Consider the following 20,045-nt stretch of genomic DNA (forward strand, 5'->3'; position numbering starts at 1 on the left):
CGCTAACGCAGGTAGCTCAGCAGCGTGACCAGCCGGATCCACAGCCACGCCAGTGGATTGAACAACGTTCCTTCGCCCGTGTAGACCACCACGTTCGCCTGTGCGCCGCTGCGGTGCGGCGGCTGCCGTTCACCCTTTTTCACCGGATCGAGCACGATGCGGACCGGGAAGGGCTGCGGTTCGCGCAGCCAGCCGTTGGGGGCGGTGAGGTCGGGCAACTGGCCAGTGGGTGCTTCGCCGCCCTGGGCGACGCCCCAGCCGACGCTGTCCACGCGGCCGGTGAACAGCTCGCCCGGCCGCTCGTCGAAGGCGACCGCCACTTTATCGCCGGCATCGATGTTGCCCAGCTGGTTCTCGCGCATCGCCGCGGTCACCCAGCGCGGGCCGGATTCGATGAAAGTGAGCAGCGGCGCGCCGCGGCTGACGAACTGGCCCGGCACCAGCCGCAGGTTGGTGATGACGCCGTCGGCGGGCGCCACCACCCGGGTGTTGTGCAGGTCGAGCTGCGCCTGGGCGACCGCCGCGCGAGCCTGCCGGACCTTGGCGTTGTTCTCACCGGGTTCGCCCAGGCGACTGTGCGCCCGCTGCAACTCGACCTGGGCGCGCTTCACGTCGGCGGCGCTGATGGCCATGCTCGAACGTGCGCGGATCGCGGTGGTTTCCGACACGGCCTTCTTGTTCGCCAGGCCAATCACGATCGTGCCCAGTTCGTTGTTCGTCGCCAGGTCGATGCGCTGCTTGGCCAGGTCGGCCTGTGCGTAGCGGATGTCCAGCTCGGACACGTCCGCGCCCTGCTCGGCCACGGCCAGGTTAGCCTGCGCCGTGCTCAGGGCGATCTCGAACGGCTCTCGATCGATCTGGAACAGCACCTGCCCCTTGCGCACGCGGGCGTTGTCGCGGACCGGCACGGCCAGCACCTGGCCACTCACCTGCGGCGCGATCTGCGCCAGCGGGACGTCCACCGCGGCCTGCGCCGAGTACGGCGTGAAGCGATCGGCGATGACGTGGTAGGCGAACAACACCAGCAGCACGCACAGCGCGATCAGTACCAGGCGTCGCGCCTGGCCGGCGGGAGGCGCGCCCGCGGGCGCCGGACCGGCGGGTGCACCGGCGGGTGCGGCCGGGCTCGTCGCGCCCGGCGCTGGCGGATCGGCCGCGGCCGCGGAGGCGCGAACCTCGTCCTGGCTGCGCGATGGCGGTGCGGCGTCCGCTGCCGTCGCCACCGCGGCAGCGTCGTCCTTCCCGCTCCGGGTCGTCGGTCCGCGCGCGTTCATGGACGCACCTGCGCCGTGCCCGCGGGCGACGATGCCGAGGCCGTGCGCTGCGCCGCGTCGACCGACCAGTCACCGCCCAGGGCGCGGTACAAGTCGGCCAGCGCGCGGTAGCTGTCGCCTCGCGCCGAACTGAGGGCCAGTTCGGCGGAGAACAGGCTGCGCTCGGTGTCGAGCACCTCCAGGTAGTCGCTGTACCCGTGGTCGTAGCGCAGGCGCGCCAGCTCCACGCCGGTGCGCAGGGAGGCGACGCGCCGTTCGTAGGAGGCCTGTACTTCGCGCGAGCTGCGCACGGTCGCCAGGGCGTCCTCGACGTCGCGGAAGGCGTTCTGGATGGTGGACTCGTAGGCCGACAGCACCTGGTCGCGCCGCGCCTCGGCCTGCCGGTTGGCCGCGTCGATCTGGCCGCCGGCGAACAGCGGCCCCAGCAGCTGGCCCACGAACGACCAGGTGCGCGCCGGCCCGGTGAACAGCTGGCCCAGGTCGGCGCTGGCGTAACCGGCGGTGCCGGTCAACGAGATGCTCGGGAAGTACAGCGCGCGCGCCACGCCGATCCGCGCGTTGGCGGCAACGAGCTGCTGCTCCGCCTCCAGGATGTCGGGACGACGTTCGAGCAGCTGCGCCGGCATGTCGGCGGGCACCGCGGGCAGACCGAGCCGCTCGATGGTCGAGGCGCGCGCGATCGGCCCTGGATTGCGACCGACAAGGACCGACAGGGCATCTTCCTGCTGCGCGATCGCGCCGACCACCTGCGGGATGGCGGCGGCCGCGGTTTCATATTCGGCCAGCACCTGCTGCATTTCGAAATCGGACACCGCGCCGCCTTCAAGGCGCACGCGGAACAGATCGACGGAGCGCTGGCGGCCGGCGGCGGTATCGCGGGAAACCTGCAGTTGCCGGTCCAGGTCCAGCAGATTGACGTAGCCGACGACGATCGACGCCACCAGGGTCAACGCCACGCCGCGGCGCGCCTGGTCGCTGGCCAGAAGGTCGGCGCGCGCCGCTTCGGTCTCGCGCCGGATGCGGCCCCACAGGTCCAGTTCCCAGCTGGCCGACAGCACGGAGGAATAGCTCTCGCTGATGGGGTTGACGCCCGGGGGAAACGGCGTGGCGCCGCGCGTGCTCGCGCGCTGGCGGCTTGCCGAGGCGCCGTAGCCCACCTGCGGGAACGCCTGGCCACGCGTCCCGGACAGGCGCGCGGCGAATTCGTCGACCCGCGCCACCGCCACGCGCAGGTCGCGGTTCTGCGCGAGTCCTTCGGTCACCAGGGTGTCGAGCGCGGCGTCACCGAATCCGTGCCACCACGGATCCACCGCGTCGAGCGTGGCGGCCGGGGCCGCACCCGCGAAGCGGTACTCGCCGGGAACCTCGACCGTGGGGCGTACGTAATCGGGCCCGAGCATGCAGCCGGCGCAGGCACATGCACAGGCGCCCGCCACCACAGCCCGCAAGGCTCGCCCTTTCATGTGCATGACGCGATGCCCCGTGCCCAGCGCCCGGCAGGCGCCGCTCAGTTCAGGTCCTTGTCGCGGTAGTACTTGGTGCCCTTGACCGTGACTTCCGCCGCGAGGCCGTCGTCGGTGATCTGGTAGACCCAGACGCCGGGCGATACCGATGCGGCGCCGGCGGTGCCACCACCGGTGCCGGAGGCTTTCGCCGCCACGGCGGCCTGCCCTCCGAACTCGTAACCACTGTCCACGAACTTGTTGAACGCGCCCTGCGTTTCGAACACCCACACCAGGCGGAATTTCTTGACGCCGAATCCGAGGCCGGCCTGAACCTCGATCATGCGCATGAAGATTTCCTGCCGGTTCTTGTTGTTGACGGCCACGCCCTTGCCCGACCCGCCGCCGGTGATCATGAACTTGGTGCTGAAGTTGCTGAAGACCGCATAGCCAGCGGCGCTTTCCACCTTGCGCCTGGCCTCGGGGTTGCTCCGGTACAGCGTGTCGAGCGTGTTGCGTGCGGTGTCGCGGATGTCCTCGCGCTGCTCGTCGGCGCTGGCCTTGGGCGGCATCCCGACGGTGTCCCGGACCTCTGCGGTGCTGCATGCGGCCAGCAACACGAGAACCCCGCTCATCAGCAGGGTGGCAACGACATGGTGGAGGCGGCGCATGGCATTTCTCCCGGAACCGGTGGACGCGCATGGTCGAAAGCCCGCCGCCTGCTGCCAGGCACGCGGCGAGGAGCGGGCTCCTTGCCTCGGGATTCTGAGCGTGGGTCGCACGAGCCAGTAGTGGACGATGGTCCTAGCTCGACGCGGCGCGCGGTGCGGGCCGCGCGAATGGGCTACGGAGCATTGGTCCCACCATCCAACGTCACGGGACAGGAACGGGATCGAACGCGGGTCCGCCGGCTGTAAACGCAATCCCACGGCAAGGTCGGCCACCCCCGAAATGAAGGGAATTTCCTTCCGACCGGCGGTTATTTCCCGCCGTTCGTTCATGCCTAAACTGAATGTCGGTTCAGGTATGTGCGAGCAGCCGACAGGGGATTCGACCGGGTTACCAGCCCGGATGTCGTAGCAATCAATGCGTCGAAGGAATCACCGCATGGACACGACAAGCGCCATCGTATTCGTGATCGACGACGATGCCTCCGTCCGCCGCAGCCTCGTGCGCCTCGTGCGCAGTGCCGGCTGGGAGGCCGAGGCTTTCGACTCCGCGCAGTCGTTCCTGGAGCGCGAGCCGTTCGACGGGGTGGCCTGCATCGTGCTGGACCTGTGCATGCCGAAGATGAGCGGCCAGGAGCTGCAGGACCGGTTGCGCGAGCGTCATTCGCTCATGCCCATCGTGTTCCTCTCCGGCCAGAGCGACATTCCCACCAGCGTCGCGGCCATGAAGAAGGGCGCGGTCGATTTCCTTCTCAAGCCGGTCGATTCGGACTCACTCCTTCGGGTGATCGGCGAGGCGATGGAACGCCATGCGCAGTGCCTGCGCCAGGCCCACGACATGGCGAACATCGGCGGCCGGCTCGTGCGCCTGTCCGCCCGCGAGCGCGAGGTCCTCGAGCAGGTGCTCACGGGCAGGCTCAACAAGCAGATCGCCAGCGAACTGGGCATTGCCGAGAAGACGGTCAAGGTGCACCGCGGACGCCTGATGGCGAAGATGGAAGTGCGCTCGGTCGCCGAACTCGTGCACCAGTGCGACGTCGTCGGCGTGAGCGCTCCGGAGCGTTGCCGGCTGTGAACCGCCGGGCTCGGCCCGTGGGATCAAGGTCCCATTTGCTCATCGACGATTAAGCCTTAAGGTTCGTCTGACGACGTCGTGCGGAGATCACGCCCTTGCAAGCGGGCACTGGCCAGGTGATCGTGTATATCGTCGACGACGACGAATCGGTGCGCACCGCGCTGGCCAGGCTGATGCGTTCGGCGGGGCTGGAACCGCGCCCCTACGGCGACCCCGCGCGCTTTCTTTCCGAAGTGGGCAACATCGCCAATGGCGTGATCCTGCTCGACATCACGATGCCTCTGCACAGTGGCACCGACGTCCTCCATGGACTTCGCAGCCGGCAGATCGTCCTGCCGGTCATCGCGGTCTCGGCGCGCGACGACGACGACACCCGCAAGAGCGCGCGCGAGGCCGGCGCGCGGCTGTTCCTGCAGAAGCCGGCCGACAACCAGGCGCTGCTCGATGCGATCCACTGGCTCGCCGGCAGCGCCGCGCAGGCCTGAGGCACCGGCGCACAGACGGCCCGCGCGACGCTTGCCAGTGGCATCAGGCTAGAATCGCGGGGCGTTCCCCGTGGAGCCGTCTGCATGGACTGGTCCGAACACGCATGGCGCCTGCTCGCCGCGGCCATCCTGGCTTTCGGCGTCCTGCTGGTTCCGTGGTGGCTGGCGATCCGCCGCAACAGCCGGCGCATCCGCACGCTGGAGGACATCCAGTTCGGGCTGCGACGCGACGAGCATCGCTACCGCGTCGCGTTCGAGGCCTCGCCGACCGCGCAGTTCCTCGTTGACGCGAACGGACGCATCGTTCTGGCCAATCCGCAGGCCAGCCATGTGTTCGGCTACGGCGGCCCGGATCTGCTGGGCATGCCGATCAAGGCGCTCATTCCAGGCTGCCTGTCCGATCCCACGTACCTGGGCCGGGACACCTTCGTCGACGAGCGGCTGGTGCACGGTACCGCGCCCGTCCAGGAGCTGCTTGGTCACCGCAAGGATGGCGGCCAGGTGTCCGTCGCGGTGGGGTTGCGGTCCATCACCACCTCCGAGGGCGCCTTCATCATGGCCTCTGTGGTCGACATCACCCGGCGCGTGGCCCTGGAGCATGAAACCGCCGAGCAGCGCGACGAGCTGGCGCACCTGGCGCGGGTGGGCATGCTGGGCGAGTTGTCGGGCTCGATGGCGCACGAACTCAACCAGCCGCTGGCGGCGATCCTCAGCAACGCGCAGGCGGCCCAGCGCTTCCTCGATCACTCGCCGGCGAACCTGGACGAAGTTCGGGCCAGCCTGGAGGACATCGTGGCCGACGACAAGCGCGCTGGCGACGTGATCCGCCAGGTGCGCGCGCTGCTGAAAAAGCAGGCCGCCGACTACCGTCCGCTGGAAATCAATGAACTCGTCCTCGAAGTCCTGCGCATCGTCCGCAGCGATCTGGTCAACCGCCATGCCACCACGTCCACCGAACTGGCCGCGGACCTGCCGCTGGTGCTCGGAGACCGGATCCAGCTGCAGCAGGTCTTCATCAACCTGCTGTTGAACGCGGCAGACGCGATGATCAGCTGCAGCGAGCCGCGCGAACTGACCATCCGCTCGTCGGTAACCGAGCACGGCTGGGTCGAGGTGTGCGTGATCGACAGCGGCTGCGGAATCCCGCCGAAGAACCTGCTGCGGATCTTCGAGCCGTTCGTGACCACCAAGCGCGAAGGCGTCGGGCTTGGGCTCTCCGTCTGCCGGTCGATCATCGCCGCGCACGAAGGGCGCCTGTGGGCGGAGAACAACCCGCAGCGGGGCGCGACGGTGCACGTGGCGCTGCCGCCGCTGGCGGACATCGCCTACTGATTGGCGGCCATCCGCGCCGCGCATGCGCGCATGGCGCCACGGAGTTCGCTGCCCTCGGCGTGCGAAGACGCCCGGATCATTTCTCCGGCTGGGCCTGGGCCGCCGGCTCGACGATCACGTAGACGATGTCGTCGCCCTGCATCTGCTCGGCGTAGTAGATGCCGTCGCAGTAGTAATACGGATCGGCGTAGGTATGGACCATCGGACAGCCGTAGGGCAACGAGTAGTAGTAGGCACTGGCCAGGGCGGCCGCGCCCGTCGCGATGACCGCCGCCGCGGCGATGGGATGGTGATGGTCGACGTCGACGTCGATCTCCCAGTCCCCCGGACCGCCTTCGATGTCGATGTCCGCGTCGTGCCACCCACCCCAGCCGTCGTGGTCGCCGTCGATGCGGTCACCGCGATTGCCGCTGTTGCCGATGGTCATGTCGCGATCGCGGACGCGATCGCCGCCCACGCCGATGTTGGTGCTGTTGTCGATGTTGATGTCACGCGTGCCCTCGCCTGCCAGCGAGCCGCGGTCGCCCGGGCCACGGTCGCCGGTGCCACGATTGCCGGTGGCGCCTTGGCCGCGACTGCCGCTCTCGCGCGTGCCTGCGGAAGGACGCGAAGACGGCGCCGGCCGGCTCATCGAGCGGTTGGCGCCGCTGATGGAACTGCGCGCCATGCTGCTTCCACCCATGCGCGCGCCGCCGCCCATCCGCCCACCGCCGCCGCGGCCGCGCGCGTCGGCGATGTCGGGCCACACCAGTGCAACGGAGGCGAGCAGAGTCGCCATCAGGACGATCCAGCGCACGGGACGGGGGCCGATCCTGGCAACGGTTGGGATGTTCATGTCATTCCCCTGCGGACGGCGTGCCGCGCATGGAGTGGAACTGGATTTCCCGCGCGCCCTTCGGGGCGGTGAACCGGAAGGTGTCGGCGGGGATCCTGGGCTTCTCGGTCCAGCTCAGGTTCGCCTGGTACTGGGGATCGCCGACTTCGTAGCGCGTGGTGATCAGCAGCTTCCTGGGTTGCCCGTTCTTGGCCACCCACAGCTGCCAGTCGATCGTGGGCTGGCGGAATGCCAGATGGTCGGTCAGTACGCCGTCGATCGTGCTCTCGCCGACGAGCAACCCGAAGCGCACGCCTTCCAGCAGCGAACCCTGGAAGCCCTGCCGCAGGACGTCGATCAGGGGAAGTTCGACCCCGTTGTTGAGCAGGCCGTTCACCACCTCGCCCACGGTCGCGGGTGCCGGCGTGCTCGCGTACACGCCCTCGTCGGGCGCCAGCATGGTGAGCGTCGTGCCGTCGTAGTAGTAGGAACGATGCTTGATGTCGCCGTCGACATCCACGCGCATGCGGTTGGGCCGCTGCACGGTCATGCGGGCGGTTTCGTTGTTCTGCAGCTTGTAGCCGAAGGGCAGCGTCTCGTCGCGCGAGACCTGCGCCTCCACTGTGAACGAGTCCAGGCCGTTGAGATACGCCGTCATCCGGTCGAGCACCGCGCGTGCGTCGCGCGTCACCACTGGCTGGGGTTCGCGGTACACCGCTTCGTCGCTGGCTGGGGGCGCCGGGGCTTGCTGCTGGGCAGAAGCCGGCTCGGCAGGTGCGGCCTGCGCAGGAGCGGCCTGCGCAGCCGGCAGGACAAGCGCGGCCGCCAGCACGGCGGCCAGGGAGATTCCTCTGTGCATGGGCCTGCGCATCCTGGACTCCTCTGCGGCCGGTGGCCTCGCACTCGCATCGGGCTCGGCCACGTTCATGCCGGCAATGCCGGACTTCGTTGCACCGACGGCGGCGATCTCCACGGCGGCGCGGGCTGCCGCGACATGCCACCGCCTGCAGGGATCGTTCCACCCTCCCGCTGGCCCGGCAATTGCCCGAAAGCCTTACTCGGAGGGTGTCGGCACGCTGGCCGGCGTCGCGTCACGCTCGGCGACCCGTCGCGCGTGCTCGCGCAGGATGCGGCGGATCTCCAGGATCGCTTCCGGATTCTCCTGCACGCTGTGGCCGGACGTCACCACGAGTTCCGAGTCCGCGCCCGGCAGATGGGCGCTGGGATACGGCACGATCCCGTCGAAAGCCTGCTCCAGCGGCACGTCGGGGTTCTTCCTGGCGATGATCGAGTGGTAGGTCACGCCTGGCGCGATGTCGAGTTTCGAGGTCATGCGGATGTACGGGCTGTTCTCATCCATCGCCCGGATCGCGTTGGGCGACTGGCGCATGAACTGCGCGTATTCAGGCTGGTCCGCGGCGATCATGTCGGCGAACTGCTGCGTGCGTCCCGCCAGCGTCTTGGGGAGGCGCACCAGCCGCGCCACCAGCGACAGCAGCCAGCCCGAATTGGGCGCGCCGGCGTGCGGGCTGGCCAGGAAAATGGCACGCGACACCCCGGCGGTGGGCCGCAGGGTGAGGTAAGGCTCCAACGCCGCCAGGCGCTGGCGTTTGGGTGAACCCGGTGGCGCATTGAACAGTTCCATCCAGAGCCGGTCGCCGCTGTCGACCACCAGCAGGCGCGCCAGGACGCCACCCATGCTGTGACCGATCAGCACCGTGTCATGGCTGGCCGCCGAACTCCGCCCGGGATCGAGCGACGAACGCGCGGCTTCGAGGAGTTCCCCGATCTCCTTGCGGTTCTCGCCCACCGGCAGGTTGGTCGGGTAGTAGACCTGCCACACCTGGTAACGGTCGCGGAGCGCTTCGTCGCCCAGTACTTCGTTGGCCATGTTCACCCAGGCCTCGGGGCTGCTGGCGATGCCGTGCAGCATGATCACGGTCAGGCGGTTCGGATCGAAGGGCTGCATCATGAACAGCCGTGGCTCGTGGACGCCGCGACTGCCGCCGAGCGCCCCGGCGATCGCCTGCCGACCGAAGCCCGAGCGCGCCAGCCACAGTGCATAGGGCGCGGTGTAGTTCGCACCCAGGGGCACTTCGATGCCTTCCAGCACCACCGTCTTGGTCTGGTAGGGGTCGAGCACCTGGATGCGCGCCTGCCGCGTCACCAGCAGTTCGTCCAGCGAGGCGGCAGGAAAGCTCACCACCATCGTCGCCGGCAGGTAGCCGATATTTTCCCCTTCGGCGTCATCGGCCGCTTCGACGCGCTCATCTGGAACGGCCACCGCCACCAGCGGGGCGCCGAGTCCGTCGCGGCCGTACACGTTGCGCATGCCTTCGATGCTCATGCGCGAAGTCGGCACGATTTCGCTCAGCCGGGCGGCGCCCGCCGACAAGCGCAGATCCATGCGTTCCAGCGTCAGGTTCCAGGTTCCCACCTGCCGCGATTCACGCAGCTCGGGCAGTTCGACGATCGGCTGTTCCTTCTTGCGACGCTCGAACAGGCGAACCGCAAGTTGCTCGACGGCATGGTGGTAGAAGTCCCGCACCGTGGCCTGCCGGTCCTCGAGCGCGCGCTGCGCCGGCGTGTGCTCGCCACGGAACAGGTACGCGTAGGCGTACTGGGCCACCTCCAGGTAGTCCGCGATCGCCTGGTCGCCCCAATCCTGCGTCTTGTCCTTCTCGTGCAGCGCCATGGCATCGGCCAGCGCGATCTCCGCCATGGCGGAGAAGCGTTCCTCGCGCGACAGCACGGCGGACGTCCGCAGCCGCTGCAGGCAGTCGTCCACAGCTTGCTGGCAATGGTCGACATCGATGCCCAGCATCATCAGCGTGCTTCGGGTGGCGCGACCCAGCTCGCCGGTCGTCAGCACATCCCCCGACACCTCGCCGTGGGGCCGGTCCTGACGCACGCTGACGGCGGCGCAGCCGGAAAGCAGCGCCAGGCAGAGCGCCAGCGCCGGCAGGAACGGCATCTTTCGCCAGGCCTTGCGTGGCGCGGCTTCCGGCCGGGAGTGTTCGCCCGTCGTCATGCCCGTTCCGCTGCTACGGCGCGCGCGGCCAGGACATCGACGACCCGACGCTGCCCGGCGCGCGCGCGCGCGGGCGTGATGACCGTCAAGTCCGCGTCGAATCCGAACGCCATGCCCGCGCCCTCCGACGCCGCCGGTGCCACGACGCTAGCGCAAGCGCGCCCGCGCCGTCAGTCGGACCAAAGGCTAATGGCCGCGGCTGGCCCGCCCGCGGCGACCGATGGCCCGGGGGGACGCGGTCATCTGCTGCACGTGGGAGGTGCGATGTTGCCTGCGTGCTTGCGAAGGCCACCGCCGGTGGTGCTGGCGACGATGTCGCCAAGGCGCGCCGGCGCAGGCGGCCGCGGAAAGCGAGGCGGCCAAACGGACCGCCGGGTCGTCGAAACCAAACGTCGAAACCTCGGCGTCGAACCACCGTGGCATCGCACGCACTGGCACCAGGGCGAGTGCATGACGTGGGCCCACCAGGGACTCGAACCTGGAACCAAAGGATTATGAGTCCTCTGCTCTAACCATTGAGCTATAGGCCCGCAGCCCGGACATGATAACGGCGCACGCATGGTCAGCGCGCTGGCAGGGCGGTCCTGGCGATGATCGCGCACGGGCTCATCGCGGGGAACCGTGGCGGAGCCGGTAAGCCAGGCTGGCTTCGCCGCCGCCAGGTCACCGGCGTCGCCGTCGCGCAGCCATCGTGCCGCCACCCCCGTGCGCCCATCGCCAGCCACAAAAAAGCCCGCACGCGGCGGGCTTTTCCGGACGACGCAATGGATGCGTCAGTCGATGTCGAGGAAGCTGCGCAGCTGTTCGCTGCGGCTGGGGTGACGCAGCTTGCGCAGGGCCTTGGCCTCGATCTGGCGGATGCGCTCGCGCGTGACGTCGAACTGCTTGCCCACCTCTTCCAGCGTGTGATCGGTGTTCATGTCGATGCCGAAACGCATGCGCAGCACCTTGGCCTCCCGCGGGGTGAGGCCGGCGAGCACGTCGCGGACCGTTTCCGACAGGTTGATGTTGGTGGTGGCTTCCACCGGGGACTCGACGTTCGTGTCCTCGATGAAATCGCCCAGGTGCGAGTCCTCGTCGTCGCCGATCGGGGTCTCCATGGAGATCGGTTCCTTCGCGATCTTCATGACCTTGCGGATCTTGTCCTCGGGCATGTCCATTTCCTTGGCCAGCTCCTCCGGCGTGGCCTCGCGGCCGTACTGCTGGAGCATCTGGCGGGAAATGCGGTTGAGCTTGTTGATCGTCTCGATCATGTGCACCGGGATACGGATGGTGCGCGCCTGGTCGGCGATCGAACGGGTGATGGCCTGGCGGATCCACCAGGTGGCGTAGGTCGAGAACTTGTAGCCGCGGCGGTATTCGAACTTGTCCACGGCCTTCATCAGGCCGATGTTGCCTTCCTGGATCAGGTCGAGGAACTGCAGGCCGCGGTTGGTGTACTTCTTGGCGATGGAGATCACCAGGCGCAGGTTCGCCTCGACCATCTCCTTCTTCGCCTTGCGCGCCTTGGCTTCGCCATAGGCCATCGCGCGGCTGATTTCCTTGATGTCGGCCAGGGTCAGGAAGTTGGCCTGCTCGATGGCGATGGTGGCTTCCTGCTCGGCGACGATCTGGTCCTTGACGTCGCGCAGGCCCGACGACCACTTCTGCTTGCGCTTGAGCACGTCATCCACCCAGCCCAGGTTGGTCTGGTTGCCTTCCCAGGCGCGGATGAAGTCCTTGCGCGGCATGCGGGCGACGCGGGTCGACAGGTCGAGGATGCGGCGCTCGTGTTCCTTCACGCCATTGACCACTTCGCGCAGGCTGCGCACGAGCGTGTCGGTGAGGCCCAGCGGCAGCTTCAGGGTGACGAAGACTTCGGCCATCTCCTCGCGCGCCTTGGCGACGGTCTTGTGTGTCGGACCGTGCTTGGCATAGGCCTTCTCGAAGCGCGAGTACGCATCGGCGATCTTGCCCATGCGGTCGGCGACCTCGGCCGGGTCCGGACCGGTCGGCCCTTCCTCGGCGGCCTCTTCATCGGCGCCGGCGACCTCGACTTCCTCGTCTTCCTCTTCGGCGTCGACCTCGGCCACGACCGGAACCGGGACCGGCTCGGGTTCGGGCTCGGCGTCCAAGAAGCCCACGACGATCTCGGCCAGGCGCTTCTTGCCGGTCTTGTGGGTTTCGTAGTCGCCCAGGATGTGCGCGATGGTGCCCGGGAACGAGGCCAGCGCGGCCTGCATCTGGTTCAGGCCTTCCTCGATGCGCTTGGCGATGGCGATTTCGCCTTCGCGCGTGAGCAGTTCCACCGTACCCATTTCGCGCATGTACATGCGCACCGGGTCGGTGGTGCGGCCGCCTTCGCCGTCCAGCGCGGTGAGCGCGGCGGCAGCTTCCTCGGCGGCGGTGTCGTCGACTTCGCGGTTGCCGGTATTGCCGTCGGCGAGCAACAGGGTCTCGGCGTCGGGCGCAACTTCGTGCACCTCGATGCCCATGCCGTTGATCATGCCGATGATGTCTTCGATCTGCTCCGCATCGACCAGGTCATCGGGCAGGTGGTCGTTCACCTCGGCATAGGTCAGATAACCCTGCTCCAGGCCCTTGCTGATGAGCTGCTTGATGTCGGACGGGGGGGCCGGGCGTTCGTTCGCCATGGACTGGACACCGGAGGTTGAGGCTGGGGAACCAAGCATTATACCGCGCCGCGCCGCCAGTTGGGCCGCAAGGCCGCTGCCATGCGCCACGCCGCGCTTGGGCGATGAACCACGGGGAACAGGGGGCCCGGCTAGGCCTTCAGGAGGAAGGTCACCGGCCCGTCATTCACCAGGCTGACGACCATATGGGCACCGAAGCGCCCCGTTTCCACCCCTCCGGCGTGCTTTTGCCGGCACGTTCGCACCAGATGGTTGAACACCGGTTCAGCCAGTTCCGGCGCGGCGGCGGTGGAAAACCCGGGACGCATGCCGCTGCGGGTGTCGGCGGCCAGGGTGAACTGGCTGACCAGCAGCAGCCCGCCGCCGGTGTCCGCCAGCGCCAGGTTCATCCGCCCCTGCGGGTCGTGGAAGACGCGATACCCGAGCAGGCGCTGGGCCATCCGCGCCACCTGGGCATCGCCGTCCCCCGGCTCGACGCCGACCAGGGCCAGCAGGCCTGGCCCGATCGCGCCGACCGTTTCGTCGCCCACCACCACGGATGCCTGGGTGACGCGCTGGATCAGGGCGAGCATGGAAGTCCACCGGTCGAAAGGCTGGCCAGATTACGGCCTGCGGGGCATGGGGCGAAGCCGCGACAGACGCCGGGACGACGGGGACGCGCCGCTACACTTCCGCGATGACCGATCTCGCCGCGCGACTGCTCCACCTGTTCGCCACCGCCCTCGCCCGCCTGCCCTGGCGCTGGCTGATGCGCCTGGGCGACGGGCTGGCGGCGTGGATGCTGCGGCGGAACACGCGCGAATCACGGGTGGTGCGCCGGAACCTGGAACTCACCCAGCCGCAGTTGCCGGCCGCGGCACGCGACGACCTGCACCAGCGGATCGTGCGCACCACGGCGCGGCAGGCACTGGAGACGCTGCGGATGTGGACGCGCCCGCACGCCGAAAATCTGGGCCTGATCCGGCAGTCGCACGGGGTGGATCTGTTCGATGCCGCCATCGCGGCGGGCCGCGGCGTGATCGTGGCGGCGCCGCATTACGGCAACTGGGAACTGCTCAACCAGTGGCTGGCCGCGCACACGCCGCTGGCGATCCTGTACGCGCCGCCCGAATCGGCGGTGGGCGACGCCTTCCTGCGGCTGGTGCGCGCGGATGACGCCCAGGCCGCGCGGGTGACCCAGGTGCGCGCCGAGGGTCCGGGGGTGCGCCAGTTGTTCAAACTGCTGAAGGACGGCGGCGTGGTCGGCATCCTGCCCGACCAGCAGCCCAAGCAGGGCGACGGCGAATTCGCGCCGTTCTTCGGCGTCCCCGCGCTCACCATGACGCTGCTGGGTCGCCTGGCCCACCGCACCGGCGCCGCGGTGGTGTTCGCGTGGTGCGAGCGGATCGACGCGCACGACGACGGTCCCGGCTTCGCCCTCCACATCGAGGCCGCGCCGCCTGCCGTGGCCGACGCGGATCCCGTAGTCGCGGTCGCCGCGCTGAACCAGACCGTCGAACGCATCGCCCGCCGCGACCCGTCCCAGTACCAGTGGACGTACAAGCGCTACACGCTGCAACCTTCGGGCAACTGGGACGACAATCCGTACAAGGGAATCCGCTGAAATGAACGAACCGCCCGTCCTCCCGGCCTACGCGCCCGCCACGGGCTGGCAGGCGCTGCCTGCGCGCGCGCGCCTGCTCTTCATCCTCTCGCGCGTGCTGCCCGCTACGGTTCCCGCGATGGTGCTGGGAAGCGTCGCGTTCGGGCTGGCGGACCTGTCCCGCGTGGCCGGCGGCGCACTCGGCCTGGGCCTGGGCGTGGCGCTCGGCGCCTGGCTGGGTTCGCGCCAGTTCCGCCACGTGGCCTGGTTGCTGGACGAAGACGGCCTGGCGATCCGGCGGGGCCGGATGTGGCAGCGCGAAACCCGCGTGCCCGCCAACCGCGTGCAGCACCTGGACCTCAATCGCGGGCCCTGGCAGCGCCGCCGGAACCTGGCGACGCTGGTCATCCACACGGCCGGGACCCGCCACAGCTCGGTGACGGTGCCGCACCTGGACGCGGACGACGCACAGCGCCTGCGCGACCTGCTCGGCCGCCAGATCGATCGCGACGATGACGCCTGAGTCCGCCGGCACGCCGGCGTCGATGCCGGAAGCGACCGCGGCGGACGCCGAACGTCGCCTGCATCCGATGTCATGGCTGTTCGTGCTGCTGCAGCAGCTCAAGCAGTTCATCCTGCCCCTGGTCGCGGCGTTCTTCTTCGGTGGCGACCGCAACGAACTGTGGCCGCTGATCGGCGTGGGCGTGCTCGCGCTGATGGCCGTCTGGCGCTATTTCACCTACCGCTACGGCATCGCCGGGGACGCCCTGGTCGTGCGCAGCGGATTGCTGGAACGCAGCCTGCGGGTGATCCCGTTCGCCCGCATCCACAACGTGGCCCTCGAGCAATCCCTGCTGCATCGCGTGTTCGGCGTGGCCGAAGTGCGCCTGGAGTCGGCGGGCGGCAAGAAGCCCGAAGCCGAAATGCGCGTGCTCAAGATGGCCGACGCGCTGGCGCTGGAAGCGCTGGTGCGGCGGCGCGGAAGCATCGTCGCCTCGCCCGCCGATGCCACGTCCGAACAGGCGCCGACCCTGTTGCTGGCGCTGCCGCCCGGCGAGGTACTGCGCGTCGGGCTGGTGTCCAACCGCGGCCTGATCGTGGTGGGCGCCGCGATCGGCGGCCTGTCGCAGTTCCGGCCACGCCTGCTGCCCAACCTGGTCGAGCAATGGGGCCAGTCGTTCGTCATCCGCGTGTCCGACAGCGGCGTGGAGACCGCCGCGCCGAGCCTGGCGCTGTACGCCATCGCGGGCGTCAGCCTGGTGGCGCTGGCCGTACTGGCGCTGCGCGTGTTCTCCGTCCTGCTCGCGCTGCTGCAGTACCACGGATTCCGACTGACCGAACACGCGCGCCGGCTCACTGTCGAGCGCGGCCTGCTGGCGCGCTGGCGCACCAGCGCTTCGCGTGGCCGCATCCAGGCGTGGACACTGCGCGAGGGCATGCTCCATCGGCTGCTCGGGCGCCGCAGCCTGGAGGTCGACACGGCGGTCGCCGAACAGCAGAACCAGCAGCGGGCACTGCGCGAGCTGGCGCCGATCGGGACGCCGGCGCAATGCGAGGCCCTCATCCTGCACGTGCTCCCGCGGAGCGGCTGGACCCGGCTGGAGTGGGATCCAGTGCCAATGCGGCACTGGTGGCGGTTGTGGATCGTCGGCCTTCCCTTCGTCGGGCTCGCCGCCGCGGCATTGACCTGGCAGTTCGGCCCCGTCGGCCTGCTGGCCCTGTTGTGGCTGCCGTGGTCGGCCTACGCCGCGCGGCGGCACATGGCCTCGACCGCGCACGCCACCGGCGACCAGCTCGTTGCCGTACGCGAGGGCTGGTGGCATCGCACCTGGCGCTTTGCCGAACTCGACAAGCTGCAGGCACTGGAGCTCAGCCGCGGTCCGCTGGACCGTCTGTGCGGGACGGCGACGCTGTGGCTGGACACCTCCGGCGCGGCGGCGCTGGCGCCGCCCCTGCGGCTGCGCTTCCTGGCGCACGAGCAGGCGCAGGCCCTGCACGCCCGGCTGGCGCGCACGCTGGCCCGACGTCCGCTGCGTTGATGCCGTGGCGGGCGCGGGCGATCAGGGACGCCAGTAGCCCAGCTCGCGGCGGATCTGCAGGGCGCGGAACTTCGCCATCCACGGCTTGCGGCCCACCTGGCCCAGGCGGCCGCTGAGGAAGGCTTCGGTGGCCGCCAGCACGCGATACGCCGAGTACCCGTCGCGCCACGGATGGATCTGGTCGGCGTAGCTGCGCAGCGCCTCGCGGATTGTCGCCGAAGGCGCGAAAGCACGTTCGAGCATCGCCGGCAGCTGCGCGGCGTCGTTGAAATCCAGCATGTGCGCCTTGGGCGCGCGGTTGCGGAAGGTCACCACCGGCTTGCGCTGCACGACGAATTCGGACACCACCGACGTGGTGTCGGCCAGCAGCACATCGGCCGCGCGCTGGGCGGCCACCAGCTGCTCGGTTTCGACGAAGGCCGCGTTGGGACCGGCAAGCGCGCGGTAGCGGTCGAACAGCTCCGGCGGGCACTTGGGATGCAGGGTCAGCAGCCAGTAGCGGTCGCCGCGTTCGACCTGGGCGCGGATGGCGTCGTACAGCTGCGGCGCCGCGCTCAGGCGCGGGGTGAAGGTCGAGGCGAACAGCACGACCTCGCGCCCCGCCGCCGGCGCGCGCAGCGCGGCTGCCTGGCCGTCGTCGTCGCGGAACAGGGGATCGAGCTTGGACCAGCCGGTTTCCACCACCTTGAAGTGCCGGTGACGCGCGGCCAGCGCCTTGAAGGGTGCAGTGGTCGCCGGACCCTGCGTGCAGTACAGGTCGAACAGGCCGCGCACCCGGAAATGGCCGCGCGCGTCCTCGCGCTTTTCCACGTTGAAGCCATGGAACAGCTGCACCTTGGCGCCGCGGATGAAGGTCGGCACCCAGTTGGCGGCGCTGAAGACGGCATGCGGCCGGAACGCCACGGCCTCGCGCAGGCTCATCATGCGGGCGCCTTCGATCAGGCCGTCCCGGGCGTTGTCCACCAGCAACGCTCCCACCGTGTGCCCCCTGGCTTGCAGCGCATCGGCCAGCGGTTGCAGGATGGGCAGCGCGTAGCGCTCGGTCGCGAACAACAGGTAATCCGCCATTACTGCTTCCCAAACTCCTGCCACGCAAGGCGCGTCCGGCGCACCGCAGACTGCCGCGGGGCCCGTTCACGGGTTGTCGGCGTGCATTATCACGTTCAACGAGGCCGACCGCATCGGCGACTGCCTGGCCTCGCTCGCGTTCTGCGACGAAGTCGTGGTGATCGACTCGCATTCCACCGACGCCACGCGACAGATCGCCGCCGCCGCGGGTGCGCGGGTGATCGAGCGCGCATTCGACGGGTTCCGCAGCCAGAAGGCTTTCGCCGTGGCCCAGGCGCAGCATGACTGGGTGTTGTGCCTGGACGCCGACGAACGGGTGAGCCCGGCGCTGCTTGAAGCCATCCGGGCCGAACAGGCCCGCGGGTTTCCCGAGGCGGCGGGGTACCGGTTCTCGCGCCTGTCGGAGTACTTCGGCAGGTTCCTGCGCCATGGCAACGCCTACCCCGACCGGGTGTTGCGGCTGTTCGACCGTCGCCGCGGCGGCTGGCGAGGCACGCGCGAGATCCACGAGGCCGCCAGCGTGGACGGCGTGGTGCGCACCCTGCCCGGCGACCTGATCCATTACCCGTACCGCTCGCTCGAACAGCAGCTGTCCAAGACGCAGCGCTACGCGCGGATGATGGCCGAAGACGATTTCGCGCGCGGCAAGCGCGCGACGCTGGCCATGCTGGTGCTGGCGCCGGCCTGGCGCTTCTGGCGCGGCTACGTGCTGCGGCTGGGGTTCCTGGATGGCTGGCACGGGCTGGTCTACGCCTACGTGCGGGCCAACTACGTGCGGCAGAAGACCATCATGTTGTGGATGCTGCAGAACGGCCGGCCCGTGCAGGGCTGACGCGCCGGCGCCGCGGGCCGATCGCGCCCGTCAGTTGGCGTCGGTACCCTGGTCCAGCGCGCCGCCCGACGGCACGCAGCCGGCAATCACCGCAGTGGCCGGCACCAGCCACCAGAGTCGGCGATTGGAGCGCCCCGCGACCATGGCCTTGTCGCGGTCGATGCAGTCCGACAATGCCGGATCCTGTACCAGCAGCCAGCGGCGCTCGGGCGCCAGCCGCTGCCAGGCCATGCCGCGTTTGAGCTGCTCGCCCCACGGGACGACGAAACCGAAGGTCGTGGTCGGCCGCGGCGACATCAGCAGGTTCTGCTCCTTCCACGCGACCAGGCCCAGTTCGTTGCGTGGCCCGAGCGTGCGGTCGACACGCGCCATCAGGTCGCGTGCCGAACTGGACGGATTGAGCAACGCATAGCCGACCAGTCCGTAGAGCACCCAGGCCGAGGCCAGCGTGCCCAGCAGCGCGTGGATCGGCTGGCGCCGGCCGAACAGCAGCAGGCTGCCCGCTCCGCAACCCGCGATGGCCAGCAGGAGCCACGCAAAGGGCGCGGCATTGCCGAAGCCGCGCTCCTCCACCAGCGTGCGTTCGAAGCCTGGATTGCCCAATACCATCGCCAGGCCCGCCCCCAGGGCGAGCAGCGTCAGCGCAGCGGCGAAAGCCAGCGCAAGCCGTCGCGGCCAGCGCATGCGTACGATGCCAGGCAGCAGCGGCGCCAGCGCCAGGCAGGCCATCGGCAGCGCGGGCAGGATGTAGACATCGCGCTTGCCGGCCGGGATAGAGAAAAACAGGACGATCAGCGCCCACCACGCCAGCGGCAGCAGGTAGCGCGCATCGCGGCGCTGCAACCTGCGTTTCCAGGCAGGCAGCGCCCATGGCAACGCCAGCATGGGCGGCAGCCACATGCTCAGCATCACGCCGAGGTGGTACCACGCGGGCTGGTGATGGTCCCAGGATTTCGCGTACCGCCCCGCGGTCTGGCGGAACAGGATGTCGTCCATGTAGGCCCGGTAGGCGGGATCGGCATGGCCCAGCGCCGCGGTCACCATCGGCACCAGCCACAGGCAGGCAGCCAGCACCAGCACGACCGGGCCGAGAAGCGCGCGCCAGTCGCGCAGGTGCAGGCCCGCGCGCGGCCAGTCGCGCCACACGGCGAAAGCCGCCGGCACGCACATCATCAGCGCCAGCGCGCCTACGCCCTTGGTGATCGTGCCGATGCCCGCCGCGAACCAGCCCAGCGCCCACATCTTCCAGTCGGGGCCGCGCAGCAGGTGGCGCAGCAGGCCATAGTTCGCCAGCGTCACCCAGAACAGCAGCACCGGATCGATCTGTGCCTTCTTCGCCTGGTAGGTGAAGTGCAGCGTGAACAGCAGGGCATAGCCGGCATACAGGCCCACGCGGCGGGTCCACAGGCGGCGGCCCAGGTCCACCACGCACCACAACGTGCCCAGCGCCGCCAGCAGCGAAGGCAGCAGGAACGCGACCCGCCAGTTGTGGAAGATGGTGTAGGCGCCGGCCTGCAGCCACATGAAGGTCGGCGGCTTGTCGGAGTACAGCTCGGTGCCGCGATGCGGGAACAGCCAGTCGCCGCTCTCGACCATGTGCTTGGCGACGAGCGCGAAGCGTGGTTCGTCGGCGGGCCAGGGGTCGCGCAGGCCCAGCCCCGCCCCTAGCACCATCACCGCCAGGATCCAGAACAACCAGGTTTCGCGGGAAGCTGTCGTCTTGAGCATCCGCGCATGATACGGCGGCATGCGCGGGGCCTGAACCGGCCG

At 69.3% G+C, this 20,045-nt stretch carries 17 protein-coding genes and 1 tRNA gene; 7 read left to right on the forward strand and 11 right to left on the reverse strand.

Annotation, left to right across the window (positions count from 1 at the left end; genetic code table 11):
- Positions 1-2 precede the first annotated feature (2 nt).
- The 3 genes from I8J32_RS02335 to I8J32_RS02345 form a co-directional block, all read right to left on the reverse strand.
- Entirely contained in the window at positions 3-1,274 is a 1,272-nt protein-coding gene (locus tag I8J32_RS02335) for an HlyD family secretion protein (protein ID WP_200615437.1), read from the reverse strand.
- A complete protein-coding gene (locus I8J32_RS02340; RefSeq protein WP_200615436.1) occupies positions 1,271-2,674 on the reverse strand; it encodes an efflux transporter outer membrane subunit in 1,404 nt (467 codons plus the stop codon). Before I8J32_RS02340 ends, I8J32_RS02335 begins: the two co-directional genes overlap by 4 nt.
- A 107-nt stretch (positions 2,675-2,781) precedes the next feature.
- Positions 2,782-3,387 (reverse strand): lipid-binding SYLF domain-containing protein, encoded by a 606-nt coding sequence (locus I8J32_RS02345; protein WP_200615435.1) that lies wholly within the window; start codon positions 3,385-3,387, stop codon positions 2,782-2,784.
- 436 nt (positions 3,388-3,823) lie between these two features.
- Here I8J32_RS02345 and I8J32_RS02350 point away from each other — a divergent pair, with 436 nt between their 5' ends.
- From I8J32_RS02350 to I8J32_RS02360, 3 genes are all read left to right on the forward strand, one after another.
- Positions 3,824-4,459, forward strand: a complete 636-nt coding sequence (locus I8J32_RS02350) for a response regulator transcription factor (protein WP_200615434.1) — start codon at positions 3,824-3,826, stop codon at positions 4,457-4,459.
- A 95-nt stretch (positions 4,460-4,554) separates the two neighbouring features.
- Entirely contained in the window at positions 4,555-4,944 is a 390-nt protein-coding gene (locus I8J32_RS02355) for a response regulator transcription factor (protein ID WP_200615433.1), read from the forward strand.
- 84 nt (positions 4,945-5,028) lie between these two features.
- Entirely contained in the window at positions 5,029-6,276 is a 1,248-nt protein-coding gene (locus I8J32_RS02360; protein WP_200615432.1) for a two-component system sensor histidine kinase NtrB, read from the forward strand.
- A gap of 76 nt (positions 6,277-6,352) precedes the next feature.
- Here I8J32_RS02360 and I8J32_RS02365 read toward each other — a convergent pair whose 3' ends face one another.
- The 6 genes from I8J32_RS02365 to dtd form a co-directional block, all read right to left on the reverse strand.
- Complete coding sequence (locus I8J32_RS02365; protein ID WP_200615431.1) at positions 6,353-7,111, reverse strand: hypothetical protein; 759 nt, start codon at positions 7,109-7,111, stop codon at positions 6,353-6,355.
- Position 7,112: 1 nt separating this feature from the next.
- Complete coding sequence (locus I8J32_RS02370; protein WP_200615429.1) at positions 7,113-7,949, reverse strand: DUF2092 domain-containing protein; 837 nt, start codon at positions 7,947-7,949, stop codon at positions 7,113-7,115.
- A gap of 195 nt (positions 7,950-8,144) precedes the next feature.
- Positions 8,145-10,121, reverse strand: coding sequence for an esterase/lipase family protein (locus I8J32_RS02375; RefSeq protein ID WP_200615427.1), 1,977 nt, complete (start codon positions 10,119-10,121; stop codon positions 8,145-8,147).
- A gap of 456 nt (positions 10,122-10,577) precedes the next feature.
- A tRNA-Ile gene (locus I8J32_RS02380) sits at positions 10,578-10,651 on the reverse strand.
- Positions 10,652-10,894: 243 nt separating this feature from the next.
- On the reverse strand, positions 10,895-12,754 hold the full coding sequence (gene rpoD / locus I8J32_RS02385; protein WP_200615425.1) for an RNA polymerase sigma factor RpoD: 1,860 nt from the start codon (positions 12,752-12,754) through the stop codon (positions 10,895-10,897).
- A gap of 131 nt (positions 12,755-12,885) precedes the next feature.
- Positions 12,886-13,326 (reverse strand): D-aminoacyl-tRNA deacylase, encoded by a 441-nt coding sequence (gene dtd / locus I8J32_RS02390; RefSeq protein ID WP_200615424.1) that lies wholly within the window; start codon positions 13,324-13,326, stop codon positions 12,886-12,888.
- 104 nt (positions 13,327-13,430) lie between these two features.
- On the opposite strand from dtd, the gene I8J32_RS02395 reads away from it, so the two are divergent.
- The 3 genes from I8J32_RS02395 to I8J32_RS02405 are packed head-to-tail and all read left to right on the forward strand — an operon-like array spanning position 13,431 to position 16,375.
- The gene (locus tag I8J32_RS02395; protein WP_200615423.1) at positions 13,431-14,357 is read left to right on the forward strand and encodes a lauroyl acyltransferase; all 927 of its coding nucleotides are present in this window, start codon (positions 13,431-13,433) and stop codon (positions 14,355-14,357) included.
- 1 nt (position 14,358) lies between these two features.
- Positions 14,359-14,859 (forward strand): PH domain-containing protein, encoded by a 501-nt coding sequence (locus I8J32_RS02400; protein ID WP_245156396.1) that lies wholly within the window; start codon positions 14,359-14,361, stop codon positions 14,857-14,859.
- 22 nt (positions 14,860-14,881) lie between these two features.
- Positions 14,882-16,375 (forward strand): PH domain-containing protein, encoded by a 1,494-nt coding sequence (locus I8J32_RS02405; RefSeq protein ID WP_200615596.1) that lies wholly within the window; start codon positions 14,882-14,884, stop codon positions 16,373-16,375.
- A gap of 21 nt (positions 16,376-16,396) precedes the next feature.
- Here I8J32_RS02405 and I8J32_RS02410 read toward each other — a convergent pair whose 3' ends face one another.
- Positions 16,397-17,443 carry a CDP-glycerol glycerophosphotransferase gene (locus I8J32_RS02410; RefSeq protein WP_200615422.1) on the reverse strand — a complete coding sequence of 349 codons (1,047 nt, stop codon included), beginning with the start codon at positions 17,441-17,443 and terminating at the stop codon, positions 16,397-16,399.
- A gap of 73 nt (positions 17,444-17,516) precedes the next feature.
- Here I8J32_RS02410 and I8J32_RS02415 point away from each other — a divergent pair, with 73 nt between their 5' ends.
- The gene (locus I8J32_RS02415) at positions 17,517-18,275 is read left to right on the forward strand and encodes a glycosyltransferase family 2 protein (RefSeq protein WP_207526739.1); all 759 of its coding nucleotides are present in this window, start codon (positions 17,517-17,519) and stop codon (positions 18,273-18,275) included.
- A 30-nt stretch (positions 18,276-18,305) separates the two neighbouring features.
- On the opposite strand, the gene I8J32_RS02420 is transcribed toward I8J32_RS02415, so the two are convergent.
- Positions 18,306-20,003, reverse strand: coding sequence for an ArnT family glycosyltransferase (locus I8J32_RS02420; protein WP_200615420.1), 1,698 nt, complete (start codon positions 20,001-20,003; stop codon positions 18,306-18,308).
- Positions 20,004-20,045 lie beyond the last annotated feature (42 nt).

The sequence above is a fragment of the Lysobacter solisilvae genome, from assembly GCF_016613535.2.
Taxonomy (GTDB): domain Bacteria; phylum Pseudomonadota; class Gammaproteobacteria; order Xanthomonadales; family Xanthomonadaceae; genus Agrilutibacter; species Agrilutibacter solisilvae.

Coding starts and splice junctions, on each gene's coding strand:
- I8J32_RS02335 (WP_200615437.1), bottom strand. CDS start 1,274: ATGAACGCGCGCGGACCGACGACCCGGAGCGGGAAGGACGACGCTGCC.
- I8J32_RS02340 (WP_200615436.1), bottom strand. CDS start 2,674: ATGCTCGGGCCCGATTACGTACGCCCCACGGTCGAGGTTCCCGGCGAG.
- I8J32_RS02345 (WP_200615435.1), bottom strand. CDS start 3,387: ATGCGCCGCCTCCACCATGTCGTTGCCACCCTGCTGATGAGCGGGGTT.
- I8J32_RS02350 (WP_200615434.1), top strand. CDS start 3,824: ATGGACACGACAAGCGCCATCGTATTCGTGATCGACGACGATGCCTCC.
- I8J32_RS02360 (WP_200615432.1), top strand. CDS start 5,029: ATGGACTGGTCCGAACACGCATGGCGCCTGCTCGCCGCGGCCATCCTG.
- I8J32_RS02365 (WP_200615431.1), bottom strand. CDS start 7,111: ATGAACATCCCAACCGTTGCCAGGATCGGCCCCCGTCCCGTGCGCTGG.
- I8J32_RS02370 (WP_200615429.1), bottom strand. CDS start 7,949: ATGCACAGAGGAATCTCCCTGGCCGCCGTGCTGGCGGCCGCGCTTGTC.
- I8J32_RS02375 (WP_200615427.1), bottom strand. CDS start 10,121: ATGACGACGGGCGAACACTCCCGGCCGGAAGCCGCGCCACGCAAGGCC.
- rpoD (WP_200615425.1), bottom strand. CDS start 12,754: ATGGCGAACGAACGCCCGGCCCCCCCGTCCGACATCAAGCAGCTCATC.
- dtd (WP_200615424.1), bottom strand. CDS start 13,326: ATGCTCGCCCTGATCCAGCGCGTCACCCAGGCATCCGTGGTGGTGGGC.
- I8J32_RS02395 (WP_200615423.1), top strand. CDS start 13,431: ATGACCGATCTCGCCGCGCGACTGCTCCACCTGTTCGCCACCGCCCTC.
- I8J32_RS02400 (WP_245156396.1), top strand. CDS start 14,359: ATGAACGAACCGCCCGTCCTCCCGGCCTACGCGCCCGCCACGGGCTGG.
- I8J32_RS02405 (WP_200615596.1), top strand. CDS start 14,882: ATGCCGGAAGCGACCGCGGCGGACGCCGAACGTCGCCTGCATCCGATG.
- I8J32_RS02410 (WP_200615422.1), bottom strand. CDS start 17,443: ATGGCGGATTACCTGTTGTTCGCGACCGAGCGCTACGCGCTGCCCATC.
- I8J32_RS02420 (WP_200615420.1), bottom strand. CDS start 20,003: ATGCTCAAGACGACAGCTTCCCGCGAAACCTGGTTGTTCTGGATCCTG.